Annotated in this window: 23 protein-coding genes; 12 read left to right on the top strand and 11 right to left on the bottom strand. The window is 45.1% G+C overall.

The window, feature by feature from the left end; translation table 11 throughout:
- Positions 1-113: 113 nt before the first annotated feature.
- Positions 114-848, bottom strand: a complete 735-nt coding sequence (locus L9Q39_RS06855; protein WP_237484353.1) for a tRNA-uridine aminocarboxypropyltransferase — start codon at positions 846-848, stop codon at positions 114-116.
- A gap of 74 nt (positions 849-922) precedes the next feature.
- Here L9Q39_RS06855 and L9Q39_RS06850 point away from each other — a divergent pair, with 74 nt between their 5' ends.
- Both L9Q39_RS06850 and L9Q39_RS06845 read left to right on the top strand, forming a co-directional pair.
- Positions 923-1,738 (top strand): sterol desaturase family protein, encoded by an 816-nt coding sequence (locus L9Q39_RS06850; protein WP_237484352.1) that lies wholly within the window; start codon positions 923-925, stop codon positions 1,736-1,738.
- 91 nt (positions 1,739-1,829) lie between these two features.
- Positions 1,830-2,354 carry an NlpC/P60 family protein gene (locus tag L9Q39_RS06845; protein ID WP_237484351.1) on the top strand — a complete coding sequence of 175 codons (525 nt, stop codon included), beginning with the start codon at positions 1,830-1,832 and terminating at the stop codon, positions 2,352-2,354.
- A 66-nt stretch (positions 2,355-2,420) separates the two neighbouring features.
- Here L9Q39_RS06845 and L9Q39_RS06840 read toward each other — a convergent pair whose 3' ends face one another.
- Positions 2,421-2,765, bottom strand: a complete 345-nt coding sequence (locus tag L9Q39_RS06840) for a DUF3802 family protein (protein WP_237484350.1) — start codon at positions 2,763-2,765, stop codon at positions 2,421-2,423.
- Between the two features lie 213 nt (positions 2,766-2,978).
- Here L9Q39_RS06840 and L9Q39_RS06835 point away from each other — a divergent pair, with 213 nt between their 5' ends.
- Positions 2,979-3,845 (top strand): fructosamine kinase family protein, encoded by an 867-nt coding sequence (locus L9Q39_RS06835; RefSeq protein ID WP_237484349.1) that lies wholly within the window; start codon positions 2,979-2,981, stop codon positions 3,843-3,845.
- Here L9Q39_RS06835 and L9Q39_RS06830 read toward each other — a convergent pair.
- From L9Q39_RS06830 to L9Q39_RS06815, 4 genes are all read right to left on the bottom strand, one after another.
- Positions 3,820-4,215, bottom strand: coding sequence for a GFA family protein (locus tag L9Q39_RS06830; RefSeq protein WP_237484348.1), 396 nt, complete (start codon positions 4,213-4,215; stop codon positions 3,820-3,822). The two genes, L9Q39_RS06835 and L9Q39_RS06830, sit on opposite strands and share 26 nt — an antisense overlap.
- Before the next feature lie 41 nt (positions 4,216-4,256).
- Positions 4,257-4,865, bottom strand: a complete 609-nt coding sequence (locus L9Q39_RS06825; RefSeq protein WP_237484347.1) for a LysE/ArgO family amino acid transporter — start codon at positions 4,863-4,865, stop codon at positions 4,257-4,259.
- A gap of 353 nt (positions 4,866-5,218) precedes the next feature.
- Positions 5,219-5,410, bottom strand: a complete 192-nt coding sequence (locus L9Q39_RS06820) for a CPXCG motif-containing cysteine-rich protein (RefSeq protein WP_237484346.1) — start codon at positions 5,408-5,410, stop codon at positions 5,219-5,221.
- Positions 5,411-5,470: 60 nt separating this feature from the next.
- Positions 5,471-7,123 (bottom strand): mechanosensitive ion channel family protein, encoded by a 1,653-nt coding sequence (locus tag L9Q39_RS06815; protein WP_237484345.1) that lies wholly within the window; start codon positions 7,121-7,123, stop codon positions 5,471-5,473.
- Positions 7,124-7,454: 331 nt separating this feature from the next.
- Here L9Q39_RS06815 and L9Q39_RS06810 point away from each other — a divergent pair, with 331 nt between their 5' ends.
- Positions 7,455-7,706: a GlsB/YeaQ/YmgE family stress response membrane protein gene (locus L9Q39_RS06810; protein ID WP_237484344.1), complete on the top strand. Its 252-nt coding sequence runs from the start codon at positions 7,455-7,457 to the stop codon at positions 7,704-7,706.
- Between the two features lie 130 nt (positions 7,707-7,836).
- Here the strand turns inward: L9Q39_RS06810 and L9Q39_RS06805 are convergent, their stop codons facing one another.
- Complete coding sequence (locus L9Q39_RS06805; RefSeq protein WP_237484343.1) at positions 7,837-8,487, bottom strand: thiopurine S-methyltransferase; 651 nt, start codon at positions 8,485-8,487, stop codon at positions 7,837-7,839.
- Between the two features lie 314 nt (positions 8,488-8,801).
- Between L9Q39_RS06805 and L9Q39_RS06800 the strand changes: the two genes are divergently transcribed.
- From L9Q39_RS06800 to nhaD, 5 genes are all read left to right on the top strand, one after another.
- Positions 8,802-9,578 (top strand): RelA/SpoT domain-containing protein, encoded by a 777-nt coding sequence (locus L9Q39_RS06800; RefSeq protein ID WP_237484342.1) that lies wholly within the window; start codon positions 8,802-8,804, stop codon positions 9,576-9,578.
- Between the two features lie 262 nt (positions 9,579-9,840).
- Positions 9,841-10,653, top strand: coding sequence for an efflux RND transporter periplasmic adaptor subunit (locus L9Q39_RS06795; RefSeq protein ID WP_237484341.1), 813 nt, complete (start codon positions 9,841-9,843; stop codon positions 10,651-10,653).
- 10 nt (positions 10,654-10,663) lie between these two features.
- On the top strand, positions 10,664-13,681 hold the full coding sequence (locus L9Q39_RS06790; RefSeq protein ID WP_237484340.1) for an efflux RND transporter permease subunit: 3,018 nt from the start codon (positions 10,664-10,666) through the stop codon (positions 13,679-13,681).
- 229 nt (positions 13,682-13,910) lie between these two features.
- Positions 13,911-14,399, top strand: a complete 489-nt coding sequence (locus tag L9Q39_RS06785; RefSeq protein WP_237484339.1) for a hypothetical protein — start codon at positions 13,911-13,913, stop codon at positions 14,397-14,399.
- A gap of 76 nt (positions 14,400-14,475) precedes the next feature.
- Complete coding sequence (nhaD, locus tag L9Q39_RS06780; protein WP_237484338.1) at positions 14,476-15,849, top strand: sodium:proton antiporter NhaD; 1,374 nt, start codon at positions 14,476-14,478, stop codon at positions 15,847-15,849.
- 77 nt (positions 15,850-15,926) lie between these two features.
- On the opposite strand, the gene ihfA is transcribed toward nhaD, so the two are convergent.
- The 3 genes from ihfA to pheS form a co-directional block, all read right to left on the bottom strand.
- A complete protein-coding gene (gene ihfA / locus L9Q39_RS06775; protein WP_237484337.1) occupies positions 15,927-16,220 on the bottom strand; it encodes an integration host factor subunit alpha in 294 nt (97 codons plus the stop codon).
- A gap of 503 nt (positions 16,221-16,723) precedes the next feature.
- Positions 16,724-19,126, bottom strand: coding sequence for a phenylalanine--tRNA ligase subunit beta (pheT, locus tag L9Q39_RS06770; protein ID WP_237484336.1), 2,403 nt, complete (start codon positions 19,124-19,126; stop codon positions 16,724-16,726).
- A gap of 18 nt (positions 19,127-19,144) precedes the next feature.
- A complete protein-coding gene (gene pheS, locus L9Q39_RS06765; protein WP_237485522.1) occupies positions 19,145-20,128 on the bottom strand; it encodes a phenylalanine--tRNA ligase subunit alpha in 984 nt (327 codons plus the stop codon).
- 500 nt (positions 20,129-20,628) lie between these two features.
- On the opposite strand from pheS, the gene L9Q39_RS06760 reads away from it, so the two are divergent.
- The 3 genes from L9Q39_RS06760 to L9Q39_RS06750 all read left to right on the top strand — a co-directional run bounded on the left by L9Q39_RS06760 (position 20,629) and on the right by L9Q39_RS06750 (position 24,720).
- Positions 20,629-21,255, top strand: a complete 627-nt coding sequence (locus L9Q39_RS06760; protein WP_237484335.1) for an NAD(P)H-dependent oxidoreductase — start codon at positions 20,629-20,631, stop codon at positions 21,253-21,255.
- On the top strand, positions 21,252-23,174 hold the full coding sequence (locus tag L9Q39_RS06755; protein ID WP_237484334.1) for a monovalent cation:proton antiporter-2 (CPA2) family protein: 1,923 nt from the start codon (positions 21,252-21,254) through the stop codon (positions 23,172-23,174). The genes L9Q39_RS06760 and L9Q39_RS06755 overlap by 4 nt, the downstream gene beginning before the upstream one ends.
- A 256-nt stretch (positions 23,175-23,430) precedes the next feature.
- Positions 23,431-24,720: an MATE family efflux transporter gene (locus L9Q39_RS06750; protein WP_237485521.1), complete on the top strand. Its 1,290-nt coding sequence runs from the start codon at positions 23,431-23,433 to the stop codon at positions 24,718-24,720.
- A 14-nt stretch (positions 24,721-24,734) separates the two neighbouring features.
- Here the strand turns inward: L9Q39_RS06750 and L9Q39_RS06745 are convergent, their stop codons facing one another.
- Positions 24,735-25,397, bottom strand: a complete 663-nt coding sequence (locus tag L9Q39_RS06745) for an endonuclease III domain-containing protein (protein ID WP_435532813.1) — start codon at positions 25,395-25,397, stop codon at positions 24,735-24,737.
- Positions 25,398-25,477 lie beyond the last annotated feature (80 nt).

Raw genomic sequence — 25,477 nt, 5'->3', positions numbered from 1 at the left:
TGTGGTGACATTACCACGGCAAGCCCCTACAGCACAGTGACTTAACGCTAATTTAGAGACTGAAAGCCGCTATCTTTTGTCATAAACCAGTGGTGAATGTAACAAGCCTACCCTTACGGTAACTGTTGAATAAATTGAGTATACGCACCTAGTTGCGGTCTTGATTCATCTGGCGCAATGCGCGTCTTGCTCAGCATATAACTTTCACGAAAGGCGGCAAACCAATGTTTCAGCACTTCTGCTTCTTGCTGTCCGCCAAACTGCTCAAACACCAAACTCGCCACCTCCGCGGTAGCAAGGTGGTCTTGATTATCACTCTTACGCATCACATAGTTGGAGACAAACTCCGGCTTGATGGAACATACCGGCAAAGCATCAAGATAGGGAGACTTACGAAACATACGCCTTGCTTCGCGCCAGCTACCATCAAGAAAGATAAATAATGGGGTTTTATTCGTGGTTAGCGATGCTGGCTGAGGCGCAATTAATCGTTGCTTGTCCTCCACATACTCTTCAGGAAAGACAATAATCGGCTGATATGTCGGGTCTTTAAGCAACTCGAGAAAATCATCGGCGACTTCAATGCGCTGCCACGGAAAGCAATAGCCCTGTTTAATGGTATCAAGAATGAGCTTTCCCGTATTGCTGGGTTTGAGGATTTCAGCATCCGCAACTAACAGTACCACCGCGAACGGTGACTCAATATCGGGTTGAAATTCACAAATACAATATTTGGTCGCGATATGGCAGTAGGGACAGCGCTGGACCTTTGCACCACGCGCGTTAAATGGCTTGGTGGCTGCCGCCAGCCTCTGTTGATATAGTGTATGAAAAGTATGACGTCTCATGATGATATTAACCTGTACAAATAGCTGCGGCAGTGTAGCCTCTACAACGTCGAGTGTAAAAAGGATTCAAGGCTATGTTTGAGATCAAAGCAGTGTTAGAACACAGCGATAGTGTGCGTTTGTCTATCTTTGTGATGGTGTTTATCGCTTGTCTGCTTTGGGAGTGGACGCTACCGCGCATTAAGCGAAACCAGACACGTCTTCTTCGCTGGAGCAACAACCTCGCTTTAGTTGCCTTTAACTCAGTGCTGTTACAGCTCATTATGCCTTTGCTGGCCATCGACTCAGCCTATCTCGCCAGCGAGAATCAATGGGGCTTGTTCAATCAGGTTTCTATCTCCAGTTGGCTGTTGATTCCACTCTGTATCCTGATGCTGGATCTATTGGTTTATTCACAGCATTGGTTATTTCACCGCATCCCGCTTTTATGGCGTTTACATCGAGTTCATCATACGGATCGCGACCTAGACTTTACCACCGGAGCTCGATTTCACCCGTTAGAAATTCTTTTATCCATGTGGATAAAAATTGCGGCAGTCATATTGCTGGGTATGCCAGTTATTGCGGTGCTTTTGTTTGAAATCTTACTCAACGCAAGCGCCATGTTTAATCATAGTAACGCCCGACTAGCACCAACACTCGATCGTCGTCTAAGGCGCTTTATCGTTACCCCAGATTTCCATCGTGTCCATCACTCTGATCGCCCGAGAGAAACCCACTCTAATTTTGGATTTTTCTTGTCGGTTTGGGATCGACTTTTTAAAACGTGTATTGAACAACCCCGAGACGGACACCATAAAATGGCGATTGGTTTGCCCCTATTTACTGATGACAAGCAGCAAAGGCTAGATAATTTACTCACCCAGCCTTTTAGACGTGAAACTGACTAGATTTACCCAAGTATTAGCATAAAAAAACACAAACTCTATTTTGACGAGATGGCGTCTTATTGTTAACTTTATAGAAATTGACAATAAGGAAGTGACAAACATTCTGTCTCATTTATATCGCACACCAATGCATCCAATATTACCCAGCAAACGGTTAGTTGTTTGCTCGCTCTGTTTAACCATCGCCGCGCTCAGTGGTTGTGCTCAATCGCCGACCTCGCAAAGCACTGGCGGTGACTATTTAGCGCATCCCGACAATCAGCGATTTATCACTCAGTATGATAAATGGCAAGGTACGCCCTATCGATTGGGTGGAAATAGCTTATATGGCATTGATTGCTCTGCGTTTGTGCAAACCGTCTATCAAGACGCCTACGGCTTGGCATTACCTCGCACTACAGCCTATCAATCTAAAGTTGGAACAAAAGTGGCGTATCAAGAGGCTAAGAGCGGTGACTTGGTGTTTTTTAAGACCGGAAGGAAAACAAGACACGTCGGCATTTATTTGGGTTCAAATGCTTTTATGCACGCATCAACATCAAAAGGTGTGATTATTTCAAGGTTAGATAATCCCTATTGGGCATCGGTATTTTGGCACTTTAGAACCGTCAATTAACCGAAGACCAACAGGGAAAGCAGAAACTGCAAATCATTCTGTGTATCAAGCGAGATTCGCTACACATCAATCATATTTTGCAACCGCGCTATCGAACAAGTTTTTAACCAAAGAGATGTACTCTTCTAGAAAAGCAATTTGTTGATTGCTTGCACTGCGGTTCCAACACCCCGCTAAGACCTCTTCAAGATCTTGAATAACAAGGTCGACTTCCTTGAGCAGCTTGAAACGCACGCTTGAATGAAGTTCAGGGTTTTGTTCAAACAGAGCCATGATATTTGAAGCCACCATATCAGTGGCAACTTCTTCTATAGACTCATTTTCATTAGCATCCGGGTTGGAAAGAAACACATCTAAATTCATCGCCAGATGCTCGATTAGAGCTTGATAGCCATCAGTATCTACTACCACAACATAACTCCCAGATAAGATGTTGATACAATTGTTGTTACGATACCAAATTTCATACTGTCATGCGATGTTCAACAGACAGAAAATTAACGATTGCCGCGTTATTGCGTTATAAGTGATAGTTTAAAACACAAGCTGTGCCGACAATCACTGTATAGATACAAATGTTGTTCTAAAATGATGAAATGGAAAAGGTATTGGGAGTATCGTTATATGTGGCAAGCCATTTCGGACCAACTATCTGACACACTGATGTTTAAGTTTTCGATTCAAGAGCGTAATAAACTATCTGGTGGCGATATTAACCAGTGCTACATGATCAGCGATGGCGACCAACGCTACTTCGTTAAGATTAATGACCGAGATTTTCTTAGCAAATTTGAAGTCGAAGTCGACAACTTAAGAGCCCTACGTGAGACCGACACTGTGCACGTTCCCGAAGTCGTGTTGTTAGGGCAAACGAAAGAATGTAGCTTTGTTATCCTAAATTATATTCCTGTCAAACCCCTCGATACACCAAGCGCCAATAGCCAATTTGGACTCGAGCTTGCAAAACTTCATAAATGGGGCGAGCAAGTCGACTTTGGCTTTGATTTTGACAACTATATTGGCGCGACACTGCAACCGAACCAGTGGCGCAAAAAATGGTCACGCTTCTTTTCTGAGCAACGCATTGGTTGGCAGTTGCAACTCCTTAAAGAAAAGCAGATCACCCTGACCCATATCGAGTCGTTTGTTGAACTGGTCAATGAACAACTTTGCGGTCATAACCCGAAGCCATCACTGCTGCATGGGGATTTATGGAACGGCAACGTCGCCAACACCGCCTTTGCACCCATCTGCTATGACCCTGCGAGTTACTGGGGAGACCGCGAGTGCGATATCGCGATGACGGAGCTGTTTGGTGGTTTTAGCGATGAGTTCTATCAAAGTTATGAAAGTATCTTACCGCTCGAACCTGGCTATGAAATGCGTAAGCCTATTTATAACCTTTACCATATACTTAATCACTGCAATCTGTTTGGTGGTAATTATCTGGATCAAGCCAAACAACTTATTGATCAAATTCAGCGGGATTAAAGATTGAGATAATCTGCCAAGAGTCTGCTCCATCAAAAAGACGTATTGGCAGATGACTCACAACCTCTTTGTCAGCCATTCTAAAATTGATCGCCAAACGAGATTCTGGTGTCGGTGCCACAGAGCTGTAGTGTGTGACTGAACCACATATTGAACAGCTGCTAAAATTAATCTCTTTGTCTCCCCAGCAGTAACGGTTAAGCTTGCCGTTTTCCACGGTCACCTTGACCTCTTCACTGCGAAAGTATCCCCAGAGTGCGGCATAACGACGACACAAAGAACAGTTACAACGAGTTAAATGTTCTGGCTGCTGCTGATAACTCAGCGTGATATTGCCACAGTGACACTGCACATTATGCTGCTTCGTCATCATAAGCTCCTATTTCTATCCATAATTTCTGGTTATCGCTGCTAACTTCCAACCACCAAGCTAATTGCAATCGTTAACATAATGCAACCGACCAATAACTCTAATACCTTCCATGCTTTAGGCTGTTTAAATAGCGGAGCTAATAACCTAGCACCATAGCCAAGCGAGAAAAAGAATACGAAGGAGGCGCAAACCGCCCCAGCACCAAACCAGGCTTGCTTTGGTACATACTGGGATGAAATAGATCCAAGAAGAACGAGTGTATCAAGATAAACATGAGGATTGAGCCAAGTTAATCCAAGACAGATCAACATTGATTTCATTAAACTCTGCTCTGTTTCCGCGGCGGGTTCAAGCTGATGAGAACGACGCAATACATTGTAAAAGCTCAAATAAGCATACCAAAAAAGGAAAGCCGCCCCCGCGTATCGCGCGATCCATTCTACATTGGGATAACGCTCAACAACCGTACCAAAGCCGGTCACACCAAGCGTGATCAACAATGCATCAGATAATGCGCAAACCAAACAGACCGCAAATACGTGCTGCCGCTTGAGTCCTTGTTTTAATACAAATGCATTTTGTGCACCAATGGCGAGAATTAACGAAAAACCGAGGGAAAAGCCGGTAACAAAAATGGTCGCGTCCAAGCTAGCACTTCCTTAAAGGTGAAAATCATATTGAATATATACCCAAGTTACCTCAAGATGCGAGGTTCAGCGAGATTTGCTTGGTTTGTGGACAAGGCAACGACTCGAAGATTTAGTGGTTCTAAATAAAGAGTCGCTAACGCCGGCCACGAGCCAAGCAAACTCGCCCGAAGGGAGGTCCTAGATGACTTTATCTCGGCGTCAAATATGCTTGAAAGGATTCACCATTCCTTCACATCTTTTCCTTGATATAAAGTCATCTAGGACCTCTGAACTCTGCATCTTGAGGTAACTTGGGTATAAAGTTTTACCTCTTGTATTCAATAAGTTCAACCTAATCTAGCGACCAAGTGTTAACCCTCGTTTTCATGTTTGACCGTGACGGTTAAGTTGTCATCATAGACGCTCACTTGAAATAGGATCGGTCGACAGCAGACATAGCAATCTTCGATGTACTCCTGCTGTTCAACCGAACAGTCGATGGAAGTATCAAATCGCTCACCACAATAGGGGCAGCGAATTTGCCATTGGGTTAATGCTTCCATCTTTCCTCCTGTTTTTGTTCTCTGTTTTAGCTTTTTGCTTTTAGCCTCTAGCTCTCAGCTTTAACTCTCTATTTGAGCCCCTTTAACCATATGTAGATGAACGTCCTGTTGTGGGAACGGGATAGAAATGCCCTCTCGGTCAAAACGGAGCTTCACTTCTTTGGTGATGTCCCAGTAAACATCCCAGTAATCATCGGTTTTCACCCAAGGGCGGACAATAAAATCCACCGATGAAGTGTTTAAAGTGTGGACTCTGATATTAGTCTCCGGCGACTTAAGCACTGCTGGATGGGCTTGCACAATATCTTGCAACACCTGTTCTGCTTTCAATAGGTCGTCACCGTAGCCAATACCAAACACCATATCAACACGACGAATTCGCTCATGGGTAACGTTCTTGATAACGTCCCCCCAAATCTTGCTGTTCGGCACGATGATAATTTGATTATCAAAGGTGCGTATCGTGGTATTAACTAAACTCATATGGCTCACTTTGCCGTCTACACCACCCGCAAATACAAAATCCCCAACATCAAATGGACGATAAATCAGTAACATCATACCAGCTGCGAAGTTGGATAAGGTGTCCTGTAACGCAAAACCAATGATGACACCAGCGATACCGAAACCAGTCAAGATTGGCGCTAGGTTGAGCCCTACTTGGGACAGTCCCACCATAATACCGATAACCCAAATGATGTTACCGGACATGCCGACAAAAAAGTTCTGCATCAAGTGGGAGAGATTGAGGTTTTTGCTTTTAACTGTTTTTTCCACCAAACGGCGAACACCGCGTACCACAAGACGCGTCAGTAATAGTATTAAGGCAAAGACAACCAATTGGAAAAGATGCGAGGGTGCATTGTCGACTAACCAGTCGAGACCGCCACTCCACCAGTGACTGACTATCGACAGTAACACCTTGGAATCAAAAATGTCTTGGGTAATATTTCCTGTGACATCAAACATTTGGCGCTTATATTCGGACGTTTCCATCCCCATTTTGTCACCAAGCGTAATCAGGCTTTGCAAACTGTCGGTTTCGATGGAGCGTCTCTGGCGCACGATCAGTTGATTCATTTGCAAAGCCGTCTTTTCAGACTCAGGGGCGGCAGAAATTTGCGTGTCAAAAGTCGTCAATTGCTGATTAAAATAATCAATCGTGGCGGAGATCAAGCGCATGCGTTGCGCAAGTACACTGCTGAGTTGCTCCTCGCCCTCAACATCGGTCTGCCCTAACTTTCCCAACCATTCGAGGTTTTGCCAACTTTGCGCATACACCGAGTCAAGGTATTCATTTAATTCACGATAGTCGTTAAGCAGTGAAAGTTTGTCTTTATCTTGTGCCTTGTCTATCTCTACTTCTACTTTTGAGATGGTTTCCTCAAGATAAGTTTTTGCACCGGCAGCGTAACCCTGTTGAATATCAACTCTCTTGATCAACTCCTGATTCGGCAAACTTTTGTTATTGATTGCAGTGCCAATGATGTTTCTTAGCTGGTTGTTTTTGTTAAACAACTGCAATTGAATAGCATCTTTCTGTTCGCCCTGCGCCTGTTGCAGCGACGCTGATAAATCCTTTAGATCTTTTTCTGCCTGAGTCAGTTTTACTTCGATTTTATCGGCATTGGTTTGAACTGCCGTACTCACCCCTGTCGAATCGACCTTAGTCGCTGATGTCTCCGACTCTGCAAAAACCTGTGATGTCAGCATGACACAACCCAATAACAAACATAACAATGAGTTACCCAACCACTTACAACTAGAGAACTGCAACATCCTTCACCTCAACTCTACAACTACGTCAATCAACATTGAAAACCAACTTTACTGTATATGTTAGTACAATCGCTGATTTAACAGTGAGTAATAAGTGGATTACTGACGCAATCTTTCTTATAAAATCATGCGAACAATCCCCAACAGAAGAAAGGTTTGGCTGATAAATTGGGTATTTAGCTAAAAAGGTCTACCTTTGAAATGGAATGAACTAGCCTGTGTCATTCTTAAACGCAACATTTACCTGATAATAGAGGAACGAATAATGGGTATTTTATCTTGGATTATTCTTGGTTTAATTGCCGGAGCACTGGCAAAGTGGCTGATGCCTGGTAACGATGGCGGTGGTTGGATCGCGACCATTTTACTCGGTATTGGTGGCGCATTTATCGGTGGTTTTCTTGGCGGGTTTCTTGGGCTTGGAGGCGCAGACGGTGTGAACATTGGCAGTATCATCACCGCGACATTAGGCGCTTTCGTTTTGCTATTTGTTTACAACCGATTTATTCGTGGCTAGTTAATCTCATACCCTAACAGACTGCAGCTAAGTCATTTGTTTTGGGGTGTCACCAATGACACCCCAAAACAACGTTTGTACGCGCAATCACAAAGCTGCTCTAACCGACTTGCCAACCTGACTACTTGGGCTACTTAGATTCAATTAACCAAACTTCTTCCGCAAATCGCGTTAATCCTTGCTTAATTCTACGATGATCCTCACCCGCTTCGTCTCGATAAAGTCGCGTAAGTTGATAGTCACCAGCAAAGTACTCCGTTAGCTCTGCCTCTGTCACACTGAAAGGAGGGCCAGATAACTCTTGCTGAATATAATCCAGCGTCACCAACAGTATTCGCCCACCCGGCTTTAGTAACTGCTTCAACTTGCTCACATACTCACCACGAATTTCCTTTGGCATCGCCACTAACGCTGCTCGGTCGTAAATCAAATCGACAGGCGCAATCGGCAACGAAAAATAATCACCGACATAGAGGTTCAGCTCATCGAACTGATAGAGCTCATATTGACCACTGATAGCTGTCACCAGCGGAGTATAAAAGTGTTCGGCAAAGAAGGCTCTCACCGCAATTTGGCTTAACTCGACGCCGTACACCTCGTCATGTTGCTGCGCAAGCCAAACTAAATCTTCTGATTTACCACATAGAGGAACAAACACCGTTTCGTTCTTTAACGGTTTTAGCTTCGACCAATAGTCGATTAGCAAAGGATTGACGTCTTCAAGGTGGAAGCCAATTTGGTTTGCCGCCCACTTATCATGCCAAATTTCAAAATCGTTCATGATGGATTCATATTCAACGTTAGATAATCATTTCCGCAGTTTACCGAGACTACAGAAAATGTCATGAGCAAATTACTCACACGGCTTTTTCAGCTGGTTTTATCTCGGTGTGGCTACTGCGTCAGTGAAGTTAAAATCAGGGCTTTGTCAGCGGAAAGTGAAACTGAGTTCAGCATCACAATTAGAATACTGTTTTGATTAAATGAGTAGTGATAGCCACTGTCAGACCTTATGATGGCTTTGTTCCAAGTTTATCAGTACTCCTGACGTTATCGCCTTTATTTCACCGTTTTATAACGTAATAAGGAGAGAGAATGAGCCAATTCCTTCGTACCGCAGCACTAATGCTATTGGTACTCAGCCGCGCTCCTGCATTTGCGGTTACGCTTAATCCATCCGAAACTAACCAGTCAAAAGGCAAGCAAGAACAGAACCAAATTTCCGCCTCTACATTTAAACACAGTTTAAGTGGTCTTTACGGTATTGAGTCATTCGACCAAGCCGCCAAGCAACCTTATGAAGACTTCGATGTGCTGTACAGTAAGGCGCATCAAGCTCAAAGCGAATTGGAAGCCTTGTGTAAAACAACCACTCTTCTGACTCAAACAGAGAGTTTGTTTTCCGGTGTTAAATCCTACCAACGCGCCCAAGAAAAAATAGCGACCGAACTGGGCGGTGAAACCAACAAAATTACAGACCTTGCAAGAGCAACTATCGTCGCAAACGATGTCGACTCTTTAGTCGGGGCCTATGAAACACTCAGTCGCGAAGCAAAAATTGTTCGAGTCAAAAATCGATTTAAATCGCCTGCTCCATCAGGCTATCGTGACTTAAACGTACTCGTGAAACTCCCTAAAACTGGCATCATTGCTGAAGTACAATTTCATTTACAAGCCATTGCCGATGTGAAAAGTGGTCCTGAGCATGATCTCTATGAAATTATTCAAGATATCGAGCGAAACGCACTTGCTCAACAAAGAGTCCTTAACGACTTTGAAACTGCACAGATTGCCAGCCTAAGACGCCAGTCGCTGCAGTTATATCAAGATGCATGGCAACCTTATATTACGACGCATATTAAAGCGGCTTAAATTATCCATAACCCAAAGAGATCACATTAATGTGGTCTCTTTTTTTATCCACTCGTGATGGTTGAGAACGCTGCGCTAACTCATCGTATTTTCAACCAACGTATCCTCTGTAAATATTTGCCGATGAAATCACCATCATTGATCATCAATATCAAACAGATATGAAATTATTTTCATTTGGTACCTCCACAGCTCGCTAATTTCACAAAAACTCGACATTGGTGGCGCTACACTCCCAGCATGACTTATTGGGAGAGCGATCATGAACAAACCACTATTACTTTGTGTGATATTACCTTGTGCGATTATCGCAACGATATTGCCCCCCTTTAGCCATGCCGTTGAGCTAATAGGTAAAACGATCAGCAAAAACCCTTTAAATGTGGTCTCCGAAGTTAGTGGTGTCATCGAAAAAGTACATTGGCAAACTGGAGACATCGTTACCCAAGGCAATCGTCTCGCCACGATTAAGGATCAAGATTTCAAACTTGAGGTGAGTAAGCAACAAGCTAATTTGGCGCTCATGCAAGCAGACTGGGATATTAAGCAATCTGTCTACACTCGTTATCAAAAGCTACGATCGAAAAAAAGTTTGTCTCAGAACGAGCTGGATATCGCCAAAGCCGAGTTTTCTGCGGCTCAAGCCAACTTATCGTTAGCCCAGATAGAGTTAAAGAAAGCAAAGTTGGATCTAAACAATACGCAGGTCGATGTTGCGATCAATGGCTACGTGGTTGAGCGTTCCGTTGACAACGGCACTTGGGTCAACCAAGGGGATTTACTGTACAAACTCACCAACATTGATCAGTTAAATGTCCGTTTACTCGCCAGCGAATTCGACCTCCAAGCGCTCGCCGTCGGTCAACCTATCCAAGTCTGGTCAGAAGCTCAGCCAACGCAGCGTGTTAACGCTCGAATTAACCGCATTGGTGTCGAACTTGATCCTGTTACATTTGCCTATTTCGTCGATGTTGAAATCAACAATGAGCAACACCTTTTTAAGCCGGGTATGTCTATTCACGCGACCACTGAATTTGAAAGCAGTGGTGCAGAACACGTAACCATCGTGCAATAAGGCGGGAACCATGAATAACTTTCTCGCTTACTTCGCAGAACGTAGCTTTTTGGCACGTCTAATCACCATTATGGTGTTGCTGATTGGCTTGGGTTCAATGAGTATCCTTAAGCTACAGGAATTGCCTGACGTTGCCTTTGCTGAAGTCGAAATTACCACTCAGTACCCCGGTGCATCAGCACAAGATATTGAGTTGAACATTACCAATCGAATCGAGAAAGAGTTGAAGTCGGTACAAGGACTCACTAAGTACGACTCTCAATCATTCGACGGTCAATCTTTGATCACCATCGAGCTTGATGAAGGTGACGATATTCAAAAAACCATCCGCGATATTCAGCAGGCTGTTGATAGAGTTCAAGGATTGCCTAAAGACATTTCGAATCCGCCACTGGTCGAACAAATCAGTACGTCTTCATTTGAAATAATGACATTTGGTGTCATCACCCAACTTGATAACGCACAACTGCAAAGCTACGTTCGTGATTTAGATAAAAAAGTGAGAAGTATTGCTGGCGTCGGCACCGTTTCACTGTCCGGGTTTACCGAACGTGAATTTTGGATTGAGGTTGATCCATCAAAAACACAGCGCTATCAACTGGCGCTGTCCGATATAACATCAGCGATCAATACCCGCAACCTTTCACTGTCGGGCGGCGTGATCGAATCATGGAACAGCGAACAACGTATTGTTACCTTGACTCAAATCCATTCAATTGAAGAGTTATCAAATACGATTATTAAGGTGTTACCTAGTGGTGAAACGGTGCGACTGGGTGATGTTGCGCGTGTTTCCGATTCATTCGAAAAAGCGACTGAGTTAGGCATGGTTAATGGCGAATCCGCGGTGCTATTTACCGTTGCTAAGAGTGCTAACGCCGATATCATTGCTACCATTGATCGCGTCAAAGCGTTGCTTGAACAAGAGAGCAAGCGCTTGAACGGTCAGTTTGCTTTTCCTATCTCTCTCAACCTTGCTGATGATATGAGTGACAAATTCTCAATTGTCACCACCAATGGCGTTGTGGGACTTGTCCTGATTCTTATTGTTCTGAGTCTGATCTTACAACGCGCCATCGCTTTTTGGGTTTCGGTTTCGATTCCATTTTGCGTACTGGGTGTAATGACCGTTCTGCCTATTCTTGGTATGAACTTAGACAGTATTACGCTGGCTGCACTGTTGTTGGTTATCGGCATTATCGTTGACGATTCAGTCATCGTTGCCGAGAGTATTTATCAACAACGTCAACAAGGTAAAACGCCACTCGACGCAGCAAAATCTGGAGTGCAAAACGTTATCCGCCCAATCTTTGCAAGCTTGACTACGACGGCTCTTGTGTTTATCCCCATGTTCTTTATTCCCGGAACAATGGGGAAAGCCATTATGGTGATCCCGATTACCGTTATCGCTGCGCTACTGTTCTCTTTGGCTGAATGCACGTTTACCCTACCCGCTCATCTTGCAAACGCTCTAAAAAAACAGCAAAACAAACCGCAAGAACAGGATCGATTCAACGGTGTGATCAGACGCTATCGATTGCTGTTACAGCGCTGTTTAGTGTGGAAGAAGTCGGTACTTGCCGTTTCTATTATCGCCCTTGCGAGCGGGGGCACACTGTTGATGACACTGAAACTTGATATCTTCCCAAGCGAAACCGCAAAATACATAAAGATATACACCGAAGTCGCCCCTGGAGCGTCGCTGAAACAGGTTCGTCAGGCTCATTCCGTATTTGAAGACGCTATTGCACAACTCGATAAGAGCGAACTCGTCTCCTATCGTATGACTTATGGCAGTCCGGCGAGTCACGGGGTACTGACGCTTTCAAACTATGAGCAGCGAGATAGAACCGCCAATCAAATTGCTGACCATTTAAATGAGAAATTACAACACGCGCCAACAATTAACTTTGTTAAATTTACTGTCGACGCAGGAGGTCCTCCTCCAGGTGAACCCATTGAGATCCGTGTGATCAGCAATAACGAAACCGAACGCAACCACGCTGTGAATTTGGTCATGGCTTGGATGCAACAACAATCAAGCTTAGATAAAGTCACCAATAATGAACTACTGACTGACCCACAACTGCAAATATTGCCACAATATGAGTGGTTAGCCCGTTACAACTTAACGGTTCAAGATTTGGCGACAACATTACGCATCGCATTCGATGGCGAAAGTGTCACGTCAACTTGGATTGGCGACCAAGAGGTGAATTTACGTGTTCTGTTGGACCAAGAATATCGAAATATTGAACGGCTCAAGACCACCAAGATAACGACGCCAAGCGGAGTCAAAGTGCCACTAAACCGCCTTGCAAAGGTGCAACAGGTACAGGCTCCACGAGAACTCCTACATTACAATGGCGACCGTCAGGTATTGGTAAGCGCACAAATTGTTGATGACGCGATGAGTTCAGGTGAGTTAAGCCAACGACTTTCTGATGCATTAGCACCGCAGGTTGGAAAAAGTGTCCAGTTAGACATTGGCGGTGAAGCGGAAAATACCAGTGATACTATGTCTGGGTTTGTTGTCGCTTTCCCGATGGCGATGGTTGGTATCTATTTTGTACTGGCGATTATGTTTAGCTCTTTGCTGCAACCTCTGCTGATCATGGCCGTCATTCCATTTGCTGTGGTCTCCGCATTGATGGCACTGTTCGTTCACATGCAACCATTATCGCTGTTCGCGTTGATTGGTGTGCTGGGTATGACGGGCGTTGTGGTCAATAATTCGTTGGTGCTAATCAATAGAATTAATGAGTTAAGGGTAGAAGGATTACCCGTCATCGACGCTGTAATTGGCGCTGCCGCTAGTCGACTTCGCCCGATACTTTTAACATCAATAACGACCGTGGTTGGTTTGTTGCCTCTTGCGTATGGCATCGGCGGTACCGATGTGTATATGGGTCCAATGTCTCTCACTTTAGGCTACGGACTGTTGTTCTCACTACCGGTGGTACTGATTGTTATCCCCTGCCTCTACGCCCTCTTTTTGCTCGTAAACCGATCACCAATTAATGGCTAACCCGCCTACGTTATTTAGCAATGCCTTAGTCTTCTCTAAGGCTTTGTTTGATCTTTTCTAGTACGAGAATACCATCGCCGAATGGAAGCTAATTTGTCTTGGATGTCGAAATCACGCGACATAAAACTAGAAAAATACCTCACGGCCATCAGTAAAATTACGAGTTCTCTATTTTTGTCGAAATAATATATTGGCACTTATCAAAGGTGAACACGGATAGGTGTCGACAATGAACCACTCATTTAATCTCGAACAAGATAACCAACAACTACAGCTGATCCTGAATTTAGACTTTCTGAACAACTTACTGTCACTGGTTATTTTAATCAGTTGCTTGTTGTTAACAGCATGGGCTTGGGATACAGGTCATTACGCAATGTTAATCGCCACCGTTGCGGCCATTATCTATGTCTACCAAAAATATTACGGGAATAACCTCGATAATATGCACCACCTCAAGCTAACAGATAAGCTTCTAACCAAACGTCTTGCTTCTAAACATCAATACACTCTCGCCGCCAACTTCTCAACATTCATTGTTAACATCAATGATATCGGGCTATATGTCGATCCTTGGGAACTGAAAAAGCTGTTTCAATTCATAGCAACTCAAGAGTTGGATAACCCTACTGCATTTATCATCCGTGACCTATACAAGATCCATTTGTTAGAGCAATTAGCCATTACCCCTGAGTCACCCCCATTGGTGTCCAGTTAGAACTCATCTGTCGCTATTCCTTTGCTACTTCGTGTTAGAAACCTAATCCATTTATTATCGTTCTGGAGATATACTCATGAAATATCTTGTTAAGTTGATGATGTTGTTAATCACCATCATCTTTCCTCCGTTTGCTTTGGCGTTTGAATCGCATTCAAGCCAACTTACCGCCATCGACAACCCGCTAGCCATTCTTGCCTTGCTGATTTTTTTCGGCTCATATCTATTGGTCATTTTTGAGGAAAAGATTCACTTACCAAAATCGAAACCGATGATTTTTTCGGCTGGATTATTGTGGATCATAGCCGCAATTGTTGGTCGTCAACTAGGAGTTAGCCATGAAGCAATGGAAGCTGCGGTGACACACAACCTTGAAGAGTTTGCCGAGCTGTTTTTATTCTTGCTAGTGGCGATGATTTATATCAACGCCCTCGAAGAGAGAAACGTGTTTGAGGCGCTTAAGGGCTATTTGATTAACCGTGGTTTCAATTATCAACAACTTTTTTGGGTGACAAGCGGCATCGCGTTTGTGTTGTCCCCTATCGCCGATAACCTGACAACGGCGTTGATTATGGGCGCTGTGGTGATGGCAGTTGGACGAGGTAACCCTAAATTCATTGGACAAACTTGTGTGGTGATCGTAATTGCCGCTAACGCGGGCGGTGCTTTTTCGCCGTTTGGTGATATCACAACGCTGATGGTATGGCAGTCCGGTCATGCGAGCTTCTTTGATTTCTTCCAGCTGTTTATACCTGCTGTTATCAACTATCTCATTCCAGCAGCGATTATCTCTCGTTACCTACCCAAAGGGCAGCCACCGATGCTGACTGAACGTACTGAAGTCAAAACGGGGGGATATCTAGTTTGTGGGTTATTTCTGGTAACGATCTGTCTCGCCGTGACGTTTGAGAACCTACTTGGTTTACCGCCATATTTGGGCATGATGTTCGGTCTATCGCTTCTGTTCTTAACCATTTACTTCAAAAAACGCACGCTAAAACAAGATGATGAAGATGTGAAATTCAATGTGTTTAGCAAATTAGCTAAGCCAGAATGGGACACGTTATTGTTCTTCTTCGGTGTGATGTATTGTGTAGGCGCACTCGGGTTCTTTGGTTACCTGACGTCCATTTCACAAATCATGTACGGTGACTGGGGAGCAACGACAGCGAATATTGCCGCCGGCGCCATTTCAGCCATCATCGATAACATCCCCGTGATGTTCGCCATTCTCACTATGCACCCAGATATGGACCACTTCCAGTGGCTACTGATCACCTTTACTGCCGGTGTTGGTGGCAGTCTATTGTCAGTAGGCTCTGCGGCAGGAGTGGCATTGATGGGAACAGCAAAAGGTCACTACACCTTTATGACACATTTGAAATGGACCTGGGCAATAGCGCTCGGCTATCTAGGGGGCATAGTGGCGCATTTCTTGTTGAATGGTTAAGCAAAAACCTATCGAGATAAGATCCAAAAACACAAAAAGACCGCATCAGCGGTCTTTTTATCAAACTCAGCAAGTGATCAGTCTACTTTGATGTTTTCAACTCTTGCTTTTAGTTTCTGGCCAGGACGGAATGTAACGACGCGACGAGCAGAAATTGGAATATCTTCTCCAGTTTTGGGATTTCTGCCAGGACGTTCATTTTTGTCCCGTAGATCAAAATTACCAAAACCCGACAGTTTCACCTGTTCGCCACTTTCGAGTGATTTTCTGACTTCCTCAAAAAATACTTCTACCGTTTCCTTGGCATCCCGTTTACTGAATCCGAGTTTCTCAAATAGGTTCTCAGCCAGATCGGCCTTTGTGAGCGCCATAAAACTCCCCTCAAAGCTAATTATACTTTACTTACTGCCAGTCCCGGCAGCACCAAATTTTAGTCGGTCAATCAACAACATAACCCACCAACATCCAAAAGTGTAAGTCAAGCTTATGATTTTCGCCAACTTTTTTATTTCAATTAAGTGTAAGAATATTCATTTATTTATTAGTCTTTTACATCAAAAGCAGCATACGAGCCCACAATAAACCACACATCCAGAATATAACACTACCAAAAGGATATTTGGGAGTGATTTTTGGGTGAATATATCACGGAGAGGTACGATGTCTCATTTAAGGGTATCATCAGAATAATTGCAGAATAACGTAAAAGTCGTTTTATTTTAAAGGGATAGTGAAACCATTGGCGGAAAAAGCATAAACAACGAAGTGAAGTCTAACCTTGTTCGATGTACGAAACATTACAGATATACGCGTAAAAAAAAGAGCATAGAAGAAACCTCTATGCTCTTAAATATTGCTAAGCTATCGAACTCGCTTAGTCTCGCAGAGTCGCACCAAACTGCTCAGAAATTGCCTCTACGATAGCGTCAACCGCGCCCGCGATATCTGCATCTTCTAGGGTTCTCTCAAGAGATTGAAGGGTCAGTGCAATCGCAAGACTCTTCTTACCTTCTTCTACGCCTTTACCCACGTAGACATCAAACAGTTTCGCGTCTTTTAGGAACTCACCGCCCTGCTCTAGACAGGCGTTAACGATATCGCCTGAGGCAACGTCTTCATCAACAACCACCGCGATATCACGACGGTTTGCAGGGAACTTAGAAAGCTGTACCGCTTCTGGAATTACCTTGCTGTTAATCGCAGACCACTCAATCTCAAACACGATAGTACGGCCGTTTAGACCAAACTTGCGTTCAAGTTCTGGGTGAACCGTACCGATGACACCAACAGGTTCTCCATCAACAACGATGGCAGCAGATTGACCTGGATGCAGTGCTGGGTGCTGACAAGCGGTGAATGAGTACGCTTTTTCGTTGGCAGAAAGCTCAAGAATCGCTTCTAGATCGCCTTTCAAATCAAAGAAATCAACCGTATTGGTTTCGATATCCCAATGCTCATCACTACGTGTACCGGCAATCACACCAGCAAGCATTGGCTCTTGACGCATACCGTTTTCTGCTGATTCACATGGAATAAAACGTAGACCGTATTCAAATAGACGAACACGTGACTGCTGACGCTTTTGGTTGTGAACAACCGTGTTCAATAGACCCTGAATCAGACCTAGACGCATTGCTGACATATCCGCAGAGATTGGGAATGGCAGGATTAACGGCTCAACTTCTGGAACCACCAACTTTTGTTGCTCTGGTTCGACGAAACTGTAGGTGATCGCTTCTTGGTAACCACGGTCAACCAGCAGGTTACGGACACGCTTAAGTGGAAGAGCCGCTTCTACATGATTGTGCATTTTCAGCGCAGCAATTGGGTGCTGGTTTGGAATGTTATCGTAGCCATAGATACGACCGACTTCTTCAATTAGGTCTTGCTCGATCGCAATATCAAAACGCCATGTTGGCGCCGTTGCTGACCAACCAGCCTCGCCGTTCTCAGAAACCGTCGCTTCTACCGTTAGACCTAAGCGCTCAAGGATCTCAACCACGTCGCTGTCTGCGATGTGATGACCCAGTAAGCTATCTAGCTTGATACGACGCAGTTCTACGGTATTCGCTTTAGGTAGATCGGCGTCTGACTCAACGCCAACGACAGGTGCAACGTCACCACCACAAATATCAACCAGAAGCTGAGTTGCACGCTCCATAGCGCTTGCTTGCAGTGCGAAATCCACACCACGCTCAAAACGCATTGAAGAATCTGTATGCAGACCGTAGTTACGCGCGCGACCACGGATATGATCCGGTGCGAAGAACGCACACTCAAGTAGCACGTCTTTAGTCTCAGTGGTTACACCAGACTCTTCACCACCAAAGATACCCGCGATGGCGAGTGCTTTATTGTGGTCAGCGACGACGAGAGTCTCTGCGTTAAGTTCTGCTTCGTTACCGTCTAGAAGCGTCAGCTTTTCGCCCTGCTCGGCTAGACGAACCACGATACCACCTTCGATCTTCGCGAGATCGAACGCGTGCATCGGTTGACCTTGCTCTAGAAGCACGTAGTTAGTGATGTCAACGACAGGGTCGATGGAACGAATACCACAACGACGCAGCTTTTCTTGCATCCACAGTGGGGTTTCAGCTTGAACGTTAACGTTCTTAACCACACGACCAAGGTAACGAGGACATGCAGCAGGTGCTTTCACTTCGATAGACACAGTGTCTTGAATTGAAGTTGCCACCGTAGCTACTGATGGCTCAGTCACGTCGGCACGATTAAGTACGCCCACTTCACGAGCAAGACCACGGATGCTGAAACAGTCCGCACGGTTTGCTGTTAAGTCAACGTCTACGGTAACGTCGTCAAGACCCAAGAATTCGCGGAAATCAGTGCCGATAACGGCATCTTCTGCAAGCTCAAGGATACCGTCTGATTCTACGTCGATGCCTAGCTCAGAGAATGAGCAAAGCATACCGTGTGATGGTTGACCACGTAGTTTTGCTTTTTTGATTTTGAAATCGCCTGGTAATACTGCGCCAACCGTTGCTACCGCAACCTTGATGCCAAGGCGGCAGTTCGATGCGCCACAAACGATGTCGAGGAGTTCTTCAGCGCCAACATCTACTTTAGTCACACGTAGTTTGTCTGCGTCTGGGTGTTGACCACACTCAACCACTTTACCGACTTTAACGCCAGTAAATGAACCCGCTACAGGAAGAACATCGTCAACCTCTAGACCAGCCATTGTGATTTGATGGGTAAGTTCGTCAGTCGATACCGCAGGGTTTACCCACTCACGAAGCCATGATTCGCTAAATTTCATAGTGATGTATCCCCTGGATTACTTGAACTGTTTTAGGAAACGAAGATCGTTCTCGAAGAACGCACGTAGGTCGTTTACGCCGTAACGAAGCATAGTTAGACGCTCTACACCCATACCAAATGCGAAACCAGAGTATTTCTCAGGGTCGATGCCAACGCTGCGAAGTACGTTCGGGTGAACCATGCCACAACCTAGAACTTCCAGCCATTTGCCGTTTTTGCCTTTCACGTCCACTTCTGCTGAAGGCTCAGTGAATGGGAAGTAAGAAGGACGGAAACGCACTTCAACTTCTTCTTCAAAGAAGTTACATAGGAAGTCGTGCAAAATGCCCTTTAGCTGTGCAAAGTTGACGTTTTCGTCAACGAGCATGCCTTCCACTTGGTGGAACATTGGCGTGTGTGTTTGGTCGTAGTCGTTACGGTAAACACGGCCCGGTGCGATAAAGCGGAACGGCGGTTTGCCATTTTCCATCGTACGGATCTGCACACCAGAGGTGTGAGTACGCAACATAAGATCAGGATTAAAGAAGAACGTATCGTGATCCGTACGCGCAGGGTGATCTTCTGCGATGTTTAGGGCATCAAAGTTGTGGAATGCATCTTCGATCTCTGGACCAGATTCGGTGTTAAAGCCCAACTCACCAAAGAACTGTTCAATACGCTCGACAGTACGAGTCACCGGGTGTAGGCCACCGTTCTCGATACGACGACCTGGTAGCGTAACATCAACGGTTTCCGCAGCAAGTTTGGCTTCCAGTTCTGCACGTTGCAATGCATCTTTACGTGCTGCAATCGCTTGTTGAACAACGCCTTTTGCTTTGTTGATCTCTTGACCCGCAGTGCGGCGCTCTTCTGGTGGTAGTTTACCTAGGCTTTGAAGCTGAGCCGTTAGCTCACCTTTTTTACCTAGATACTGAACTCGCACTTCATCGAGTGCAACTAACGAGTCTGCGGCGTCAATCGCAGTACCAGCGTTAGCAATAATCTCTTCTAGATGTTGCATCGTTTCCTCGCCTACCATTCGGTAGTATCCATAAGGGTGTTTTTTGATAGCTGTACATACTAATAAAACCGAGCCGCAATGCCAAATTGAATTGTAAATTGAATCAGTTATCGGGCAAAAATAGCCGTTTTTTCAGCCGATATCGCTAAAATTGGAGTAAACGACTCCCCAATCATGCTTCGGCTATGGGTTCAGACTGGTTTAAATAGCAATAAAGTGGGACTTGCAGCATCGCTTTTTTGAATACATTGCCAGCTGAATTTGGTCATTTCGACTTCAATTATCCTTTAGAAATGTGTCTCTGTTATTGCCAACGTTACTGCCAACGCCTATCGCTAGATAAACAAATCGCTTAATGAATATTCAACACGACAGAAATCCATTGCAATTAAACTGGGCGCTTGATTGATTTAGTGAGTATAGTTTTAGTAACCAATTGAAAAATAGCTTGTTGTGTACTAGAACTAACAACAACTTTATTAGAACCATTGAGAATCACTATGCCTGACAATAGCAAACGAGTTTTGGTCCTCTATGCCCATCCATCGCAACGACGTTCGGAGGTCAATGCGCCCATGTTTGCCGATGCGTGTGAGATAGAAGGCGTCACTGCCGTCGATCTTTACCACGAATATCCCACGTTCAATATCAACATTGACCGGGAACAACAACGTTTGCTCGACCATGATGTGATTATTTTTCAATTTCCTCTTTATTGGTATTCGACTCCATCGATATTAAAAGAGTGGCAAGATCTGGTTCTTGAATATGGTTTTGCATACGGGAACGATGGCACCGCTCTGCATGGTAAAACCTTTATCTGTGCCCTCTCTGCAGGAGGCAAGGCGGATGCTTATCAAACCGATGGCTATAATCACTTCACCATTCGTGAGTTATTACAACCTCTTGAGCAGATGGCAGCGATGACCGGACTGATCTATCTACCGCCTTTCACTCTGTTTGGCTCTCGTACTGCAAAAGAAGACCACCGAATTGCTCAGCATCGTTCCCAATGGAAACAGTTACTCCAACAACTCGTCGCCGATGAAATAGATCTCGATAAAGCTCAGCCTCTGGCTAAGCTCAATCACTATTGGCGACAGCAAGAACAAGAGGTAACCCGATGACCGCTTATTTTCTACAAGCTTTTATCTATTTAGTCGCGGCGGTTATTGCAGTTCCCATTGCGAAGCGTCTTGGCTTAGGTTCCGTACTGGGCTATTTAATCGCCGGCGTGGTGATTGGTCCCATTATTGGCTTGGTGGGTGAAGAAACCACAACGATCCAGCACTTTGCTGAGTTTGGCGTGGTGATGATGTTGTTCTTGGTTGGCTTAGAACTCGAACCAAAAATGTTGTGGGGGATGCGCCATAAATTGATTGGCTTAGGGGGCATTCAAGTCGGCGGAACCGCCGCTGCAGTCATGGGGATTGCGCTGGCTTTCGATCAAACATGGACCATCGCCTTAACCATTGGCTTAATTTTCGCGCTCTCCTCAACCGCAATCGTACTGCAAACCTTCCAAGAAAAAGGGCTCTCTAAAACGGAAGGTGGTAAAAGTGCGTTCTCGGTACTGCTATTTCAAGATATTGCCGTCATACCTATGTTGGCCTTTATTCCACTGCTGGCGCTACCGGAGTTAGTCGAACAAGCTCAGAATGCGGTGGGTCAAGCAGCCGATCATCATGACGAACTTAGCCTAGTCGCCGGCTTACCCGGTTGGGCGTATGGCTTAGTGATCACCCTCTCTATTGCTGTTGTCGTTGTCGGCGGACATTTTTTGAGTCGTCCGTTATTCCGCTTTGTCGCTTCTTCTGGCTTACGTGAGATCTTCACCGCCACCGCGTTAATGCTGGTTATCGGTATCGCCGCCTTGATGAGCCTTGTCGGTCTATCGCCAGCGCTGGGGACTTTCCTTGCCGGTGTTGTTCTTGCGAACAGTGAGTTTAGGCATGAATTAGAATCCAATATCGACCCATTCAAGGGCTTATTGTTGGGTCTATTCTTTATCACGGTTGGCGCTGGAATTAACTTTGGTATTTTGTTTGCTGACTTCTTTGTCATTATTGGCCTGACTGTTGGTGTGATGCTGCTTAAAGCAGCCGTGCTATTTATCTTGGCGATCATATTTAGAGTCAAATACAGTGACCGCTGGTTGTTCGCCTTGAGCTTAGCGCAAGCCGGCGAATTTGGTTTTGTGCTGTTGAGCTTCTCGGTTCAAAACCATGTACTGCCAACCGATATTGCGCAGACGCTTTCACTGGTGGTGGCGCTATCGATGTTCCTCACTCCGGGGTTATTTATCCTGTTCGATAAGGTCATTTTGCCGCGCTATGAAAAACAGTCTAACGATCGTGAATCAGACAGCATTGAAGAGCAAGGTACGGTACTGATCGCCGGTATTGGTCGTTTCGGTCAGATTGTTAACCGTCTACTGGTCACCAATGATGTTCATACTGTGGTGTTAGATGTGCGTGCTGAGCAAGTTGACTTGATGCGCGCGATTGGAACCAAGGCGTATTTCGGTGACGCAACTAAGCCTGACATGCTGCATACCGCGGGTATAGAACAAGCGAAACTGTTCGTTGTCGCGATTGATAACCGAGAAGGCGGCGTCGAATTAGTCAAGTATGTCAAACACACCTACCCTCATGTGAAGATATTGGCACGCGCTTTCGACCGTGGTCACAACTACCAATTGAAGCAAGCGGGGGCTGACTATATTGAGTCCGAAACCTACCACTCCGCCCTAGAGCTTGGCGCACAGACAATGAAATGTCTTGGTCATCATCCATTCTTCGTAGAACGCCAAAAAACCGTGTTCAAAAATATCGAAGATCGCCAATCTGGCGCGTTATACCAAGCTTGGTCAAAAGGCTCTGAAGAGGAGCGATTTGATAACAACTATCGTAAGTTATTCGTTGAGTTGGAAGCGTTGATCGAAGAGGCTATGAAACAAGACCGAAATGATAGGCACTCGCGCGAACGTGGATGGACACCACCACCTAAAGGTTACGCCGATAAATTTGTTGATAAAGAGGACTAAAACCGTCACCCTACAGACCATAAATTAAAGCACTTTCAAGGACGAGTCTTAATCAACTCGTCCTTGTTACATTCAATCGCTGCTATCATCAACGGTTATAGTAAACAGTGCCTAGTTGCGGGCGAATTAAATAAGCAACATCAGGGACGATATGCCATGTTGACACGGTACGCTTGTGTCAACAGAAACCATAAGACCATCAAATGAGTTCCTAGTGAATAAAAACAAGCCATCTTTAGCAAGACAGTTATTTAATATGACACTCCCCATGGTATTGGGCGTGATGTCACTTATGAGCTTTCAATTAGTCGACAGTGCCTTTATCGGTCAACTTGGTGTACTTCCGCTGGCGGCGCAGGGTTTTACCTTGCCGATGCAAATGGTGATTATTGGTCTACAAGTGGGTTTAGGTATCGCCACCACGGCTATCATATCTCGCGCTTTAGGGTCGCAACAAGATCGATACGCCAAACAACTCGGGGGATTGATTTTGCTGTTTGGTAGCATTGGTATTGCGGTCATCAGCGTCTTAATCTGGTTAATCCGCCATCCCATTTTACTGCTGCTTAGCGCACCGGAATCCGTTTACCCGGTTATTGATAGTTACTGGCCTTATTGGCTATTGAGCTCTTGGGTCGGTGCGGTTCTCTATTTTTATTACAGTGTCTGTCGTGCCAACGGTAATACCGTCTTACCGGGAATGATGATGGTGGTCACCAGCATCATTAACCTAATCCTCGATCCATTGTTTATTTTTACTTTCGACTTAGGAATCAATGGTGCCGCCATCGCGACGATTATTGCCTTCGCTTTAGGGATTGTCGTCGTCGCGCCCAAAGTGGTCTCGAAACAGTGGGCATCATTCGATTGGGCGGATTTGGATGTCGCTGCCAGCATAAACGCGTTGTGGAAAGTGATGGCACCGGCGATGGTGAGTCAACTGCTTCCTCCGCTCTCATCCATGCTCGCGACCAAACTATTAGCAACGTTTGGCACCGCTGCCGTGGCAGCTTGGGCGCTAGGGTCTCGCTATGAATTTTTTGCCATCGTAACCGTACTAGCATTAACCATGTCGATGCCACCGATGGTTGGTAAACTCCTTGGTGCCAAAAATATCAACGACATCAAGAAACTGGTCAACATTGCCGTGGTTTACATCCTTGGCTTCCAAACACTGGTCGCCATCGCAACCATGATATTTGCCACACCGCTGTCAGGTTTGATGGCCAGTGAAGTGAACGTGTCGAGCATCCTTAATTATCACCTGTGGATCGTGCCGTTCAGTTTAGGACCTCTTGGTGTGTGTATGCTGATGGTGTCGATTTCAAACGCTTTAGGTAAGGCGAAAACAGCGCTGGTTATTTCGACACTTCGGCTGTTTTTATTCTTCTTACCTTGCTTATGGCTAGGCTCACAATTTGGCGGCATTGAAGGACTGTTTATTGGGGCTTTAGTCGGTAATATTCTTGCTGGAACCAGCGCATGGTTTACCTACCGCTACTCACTGCAACAACTTGAAGCGAAATTAGCGGCACAACCGCAGTAAATCGTTCAAGTTGTTTAAACGCCCACTTTCCGGCAAAAATGTGACAGTGGGCAGTCGCTGCACTCTGGGGTTTTACGGCAGAACTGTTGCCCATGATCGACAATCACACCATGATAGTAGCCATACTTCACTTCATTTCCTTGCAGCGCACTTTGCATAAGGGAGCGAAACGCCTCATAGCTTTTCGGTACATCCAGTCCCACCCGAGACAACAACCTCCGCGCATAGGCATCAATAACAAATGACGGTTTGCCTATGGCGTAAGTCAAAATCACATCGGCTGTCTCACCGCCTACGCCTTTTATCGTCAGTAGCTCATTCCTTAAATGCGTAAATGATTGGTCACGCACACGCTCAATTTGATATTGATAATTGGCAAACCACTGAGTCACCGCTTTGAGCTTCTTCGCTTTTTGGTTGTAGTAACCGCTGGAACGAATAGCTTGCGCTAGAGTATTGATATCAATCCGTTCAATATAAAGGGGGTTGGCATCGTGACCCAAGGTTTCGAGGGCTTTTTCAGCATTTCGCCAATTAGTGTTTTGAACCAAGATCGCGCCCAAGATGACTTGGTACGGATCGGTTTCTGGCCACCATTGATACAACCCGTAATGAGACTCTAAACGCTCAAAGGTACGTTGAATAAGTACAGCTGCTTGATGGTGAGACATTGGCAAAGGGATATTCTCTTAATTGACCATATCTTAAGAGTAACAGAGTCATCGCCATTTATAAGAAGTGATAGCCATTTATGGTC

The organism is Vibrio hippocampi (genome assembly GCF_921292975.1).
Classification (GTDB): Bacteria; Pseudomonadota; Gammaproteobacteria; order Enterobacterales; family Vibrionaceae; genus Vibrio; species Vibrio hippocampi.
Note: the sequence above shows the minus strand (reverse complement) of the source record. Positions and strands in the feature narration are given on the sequence as shown.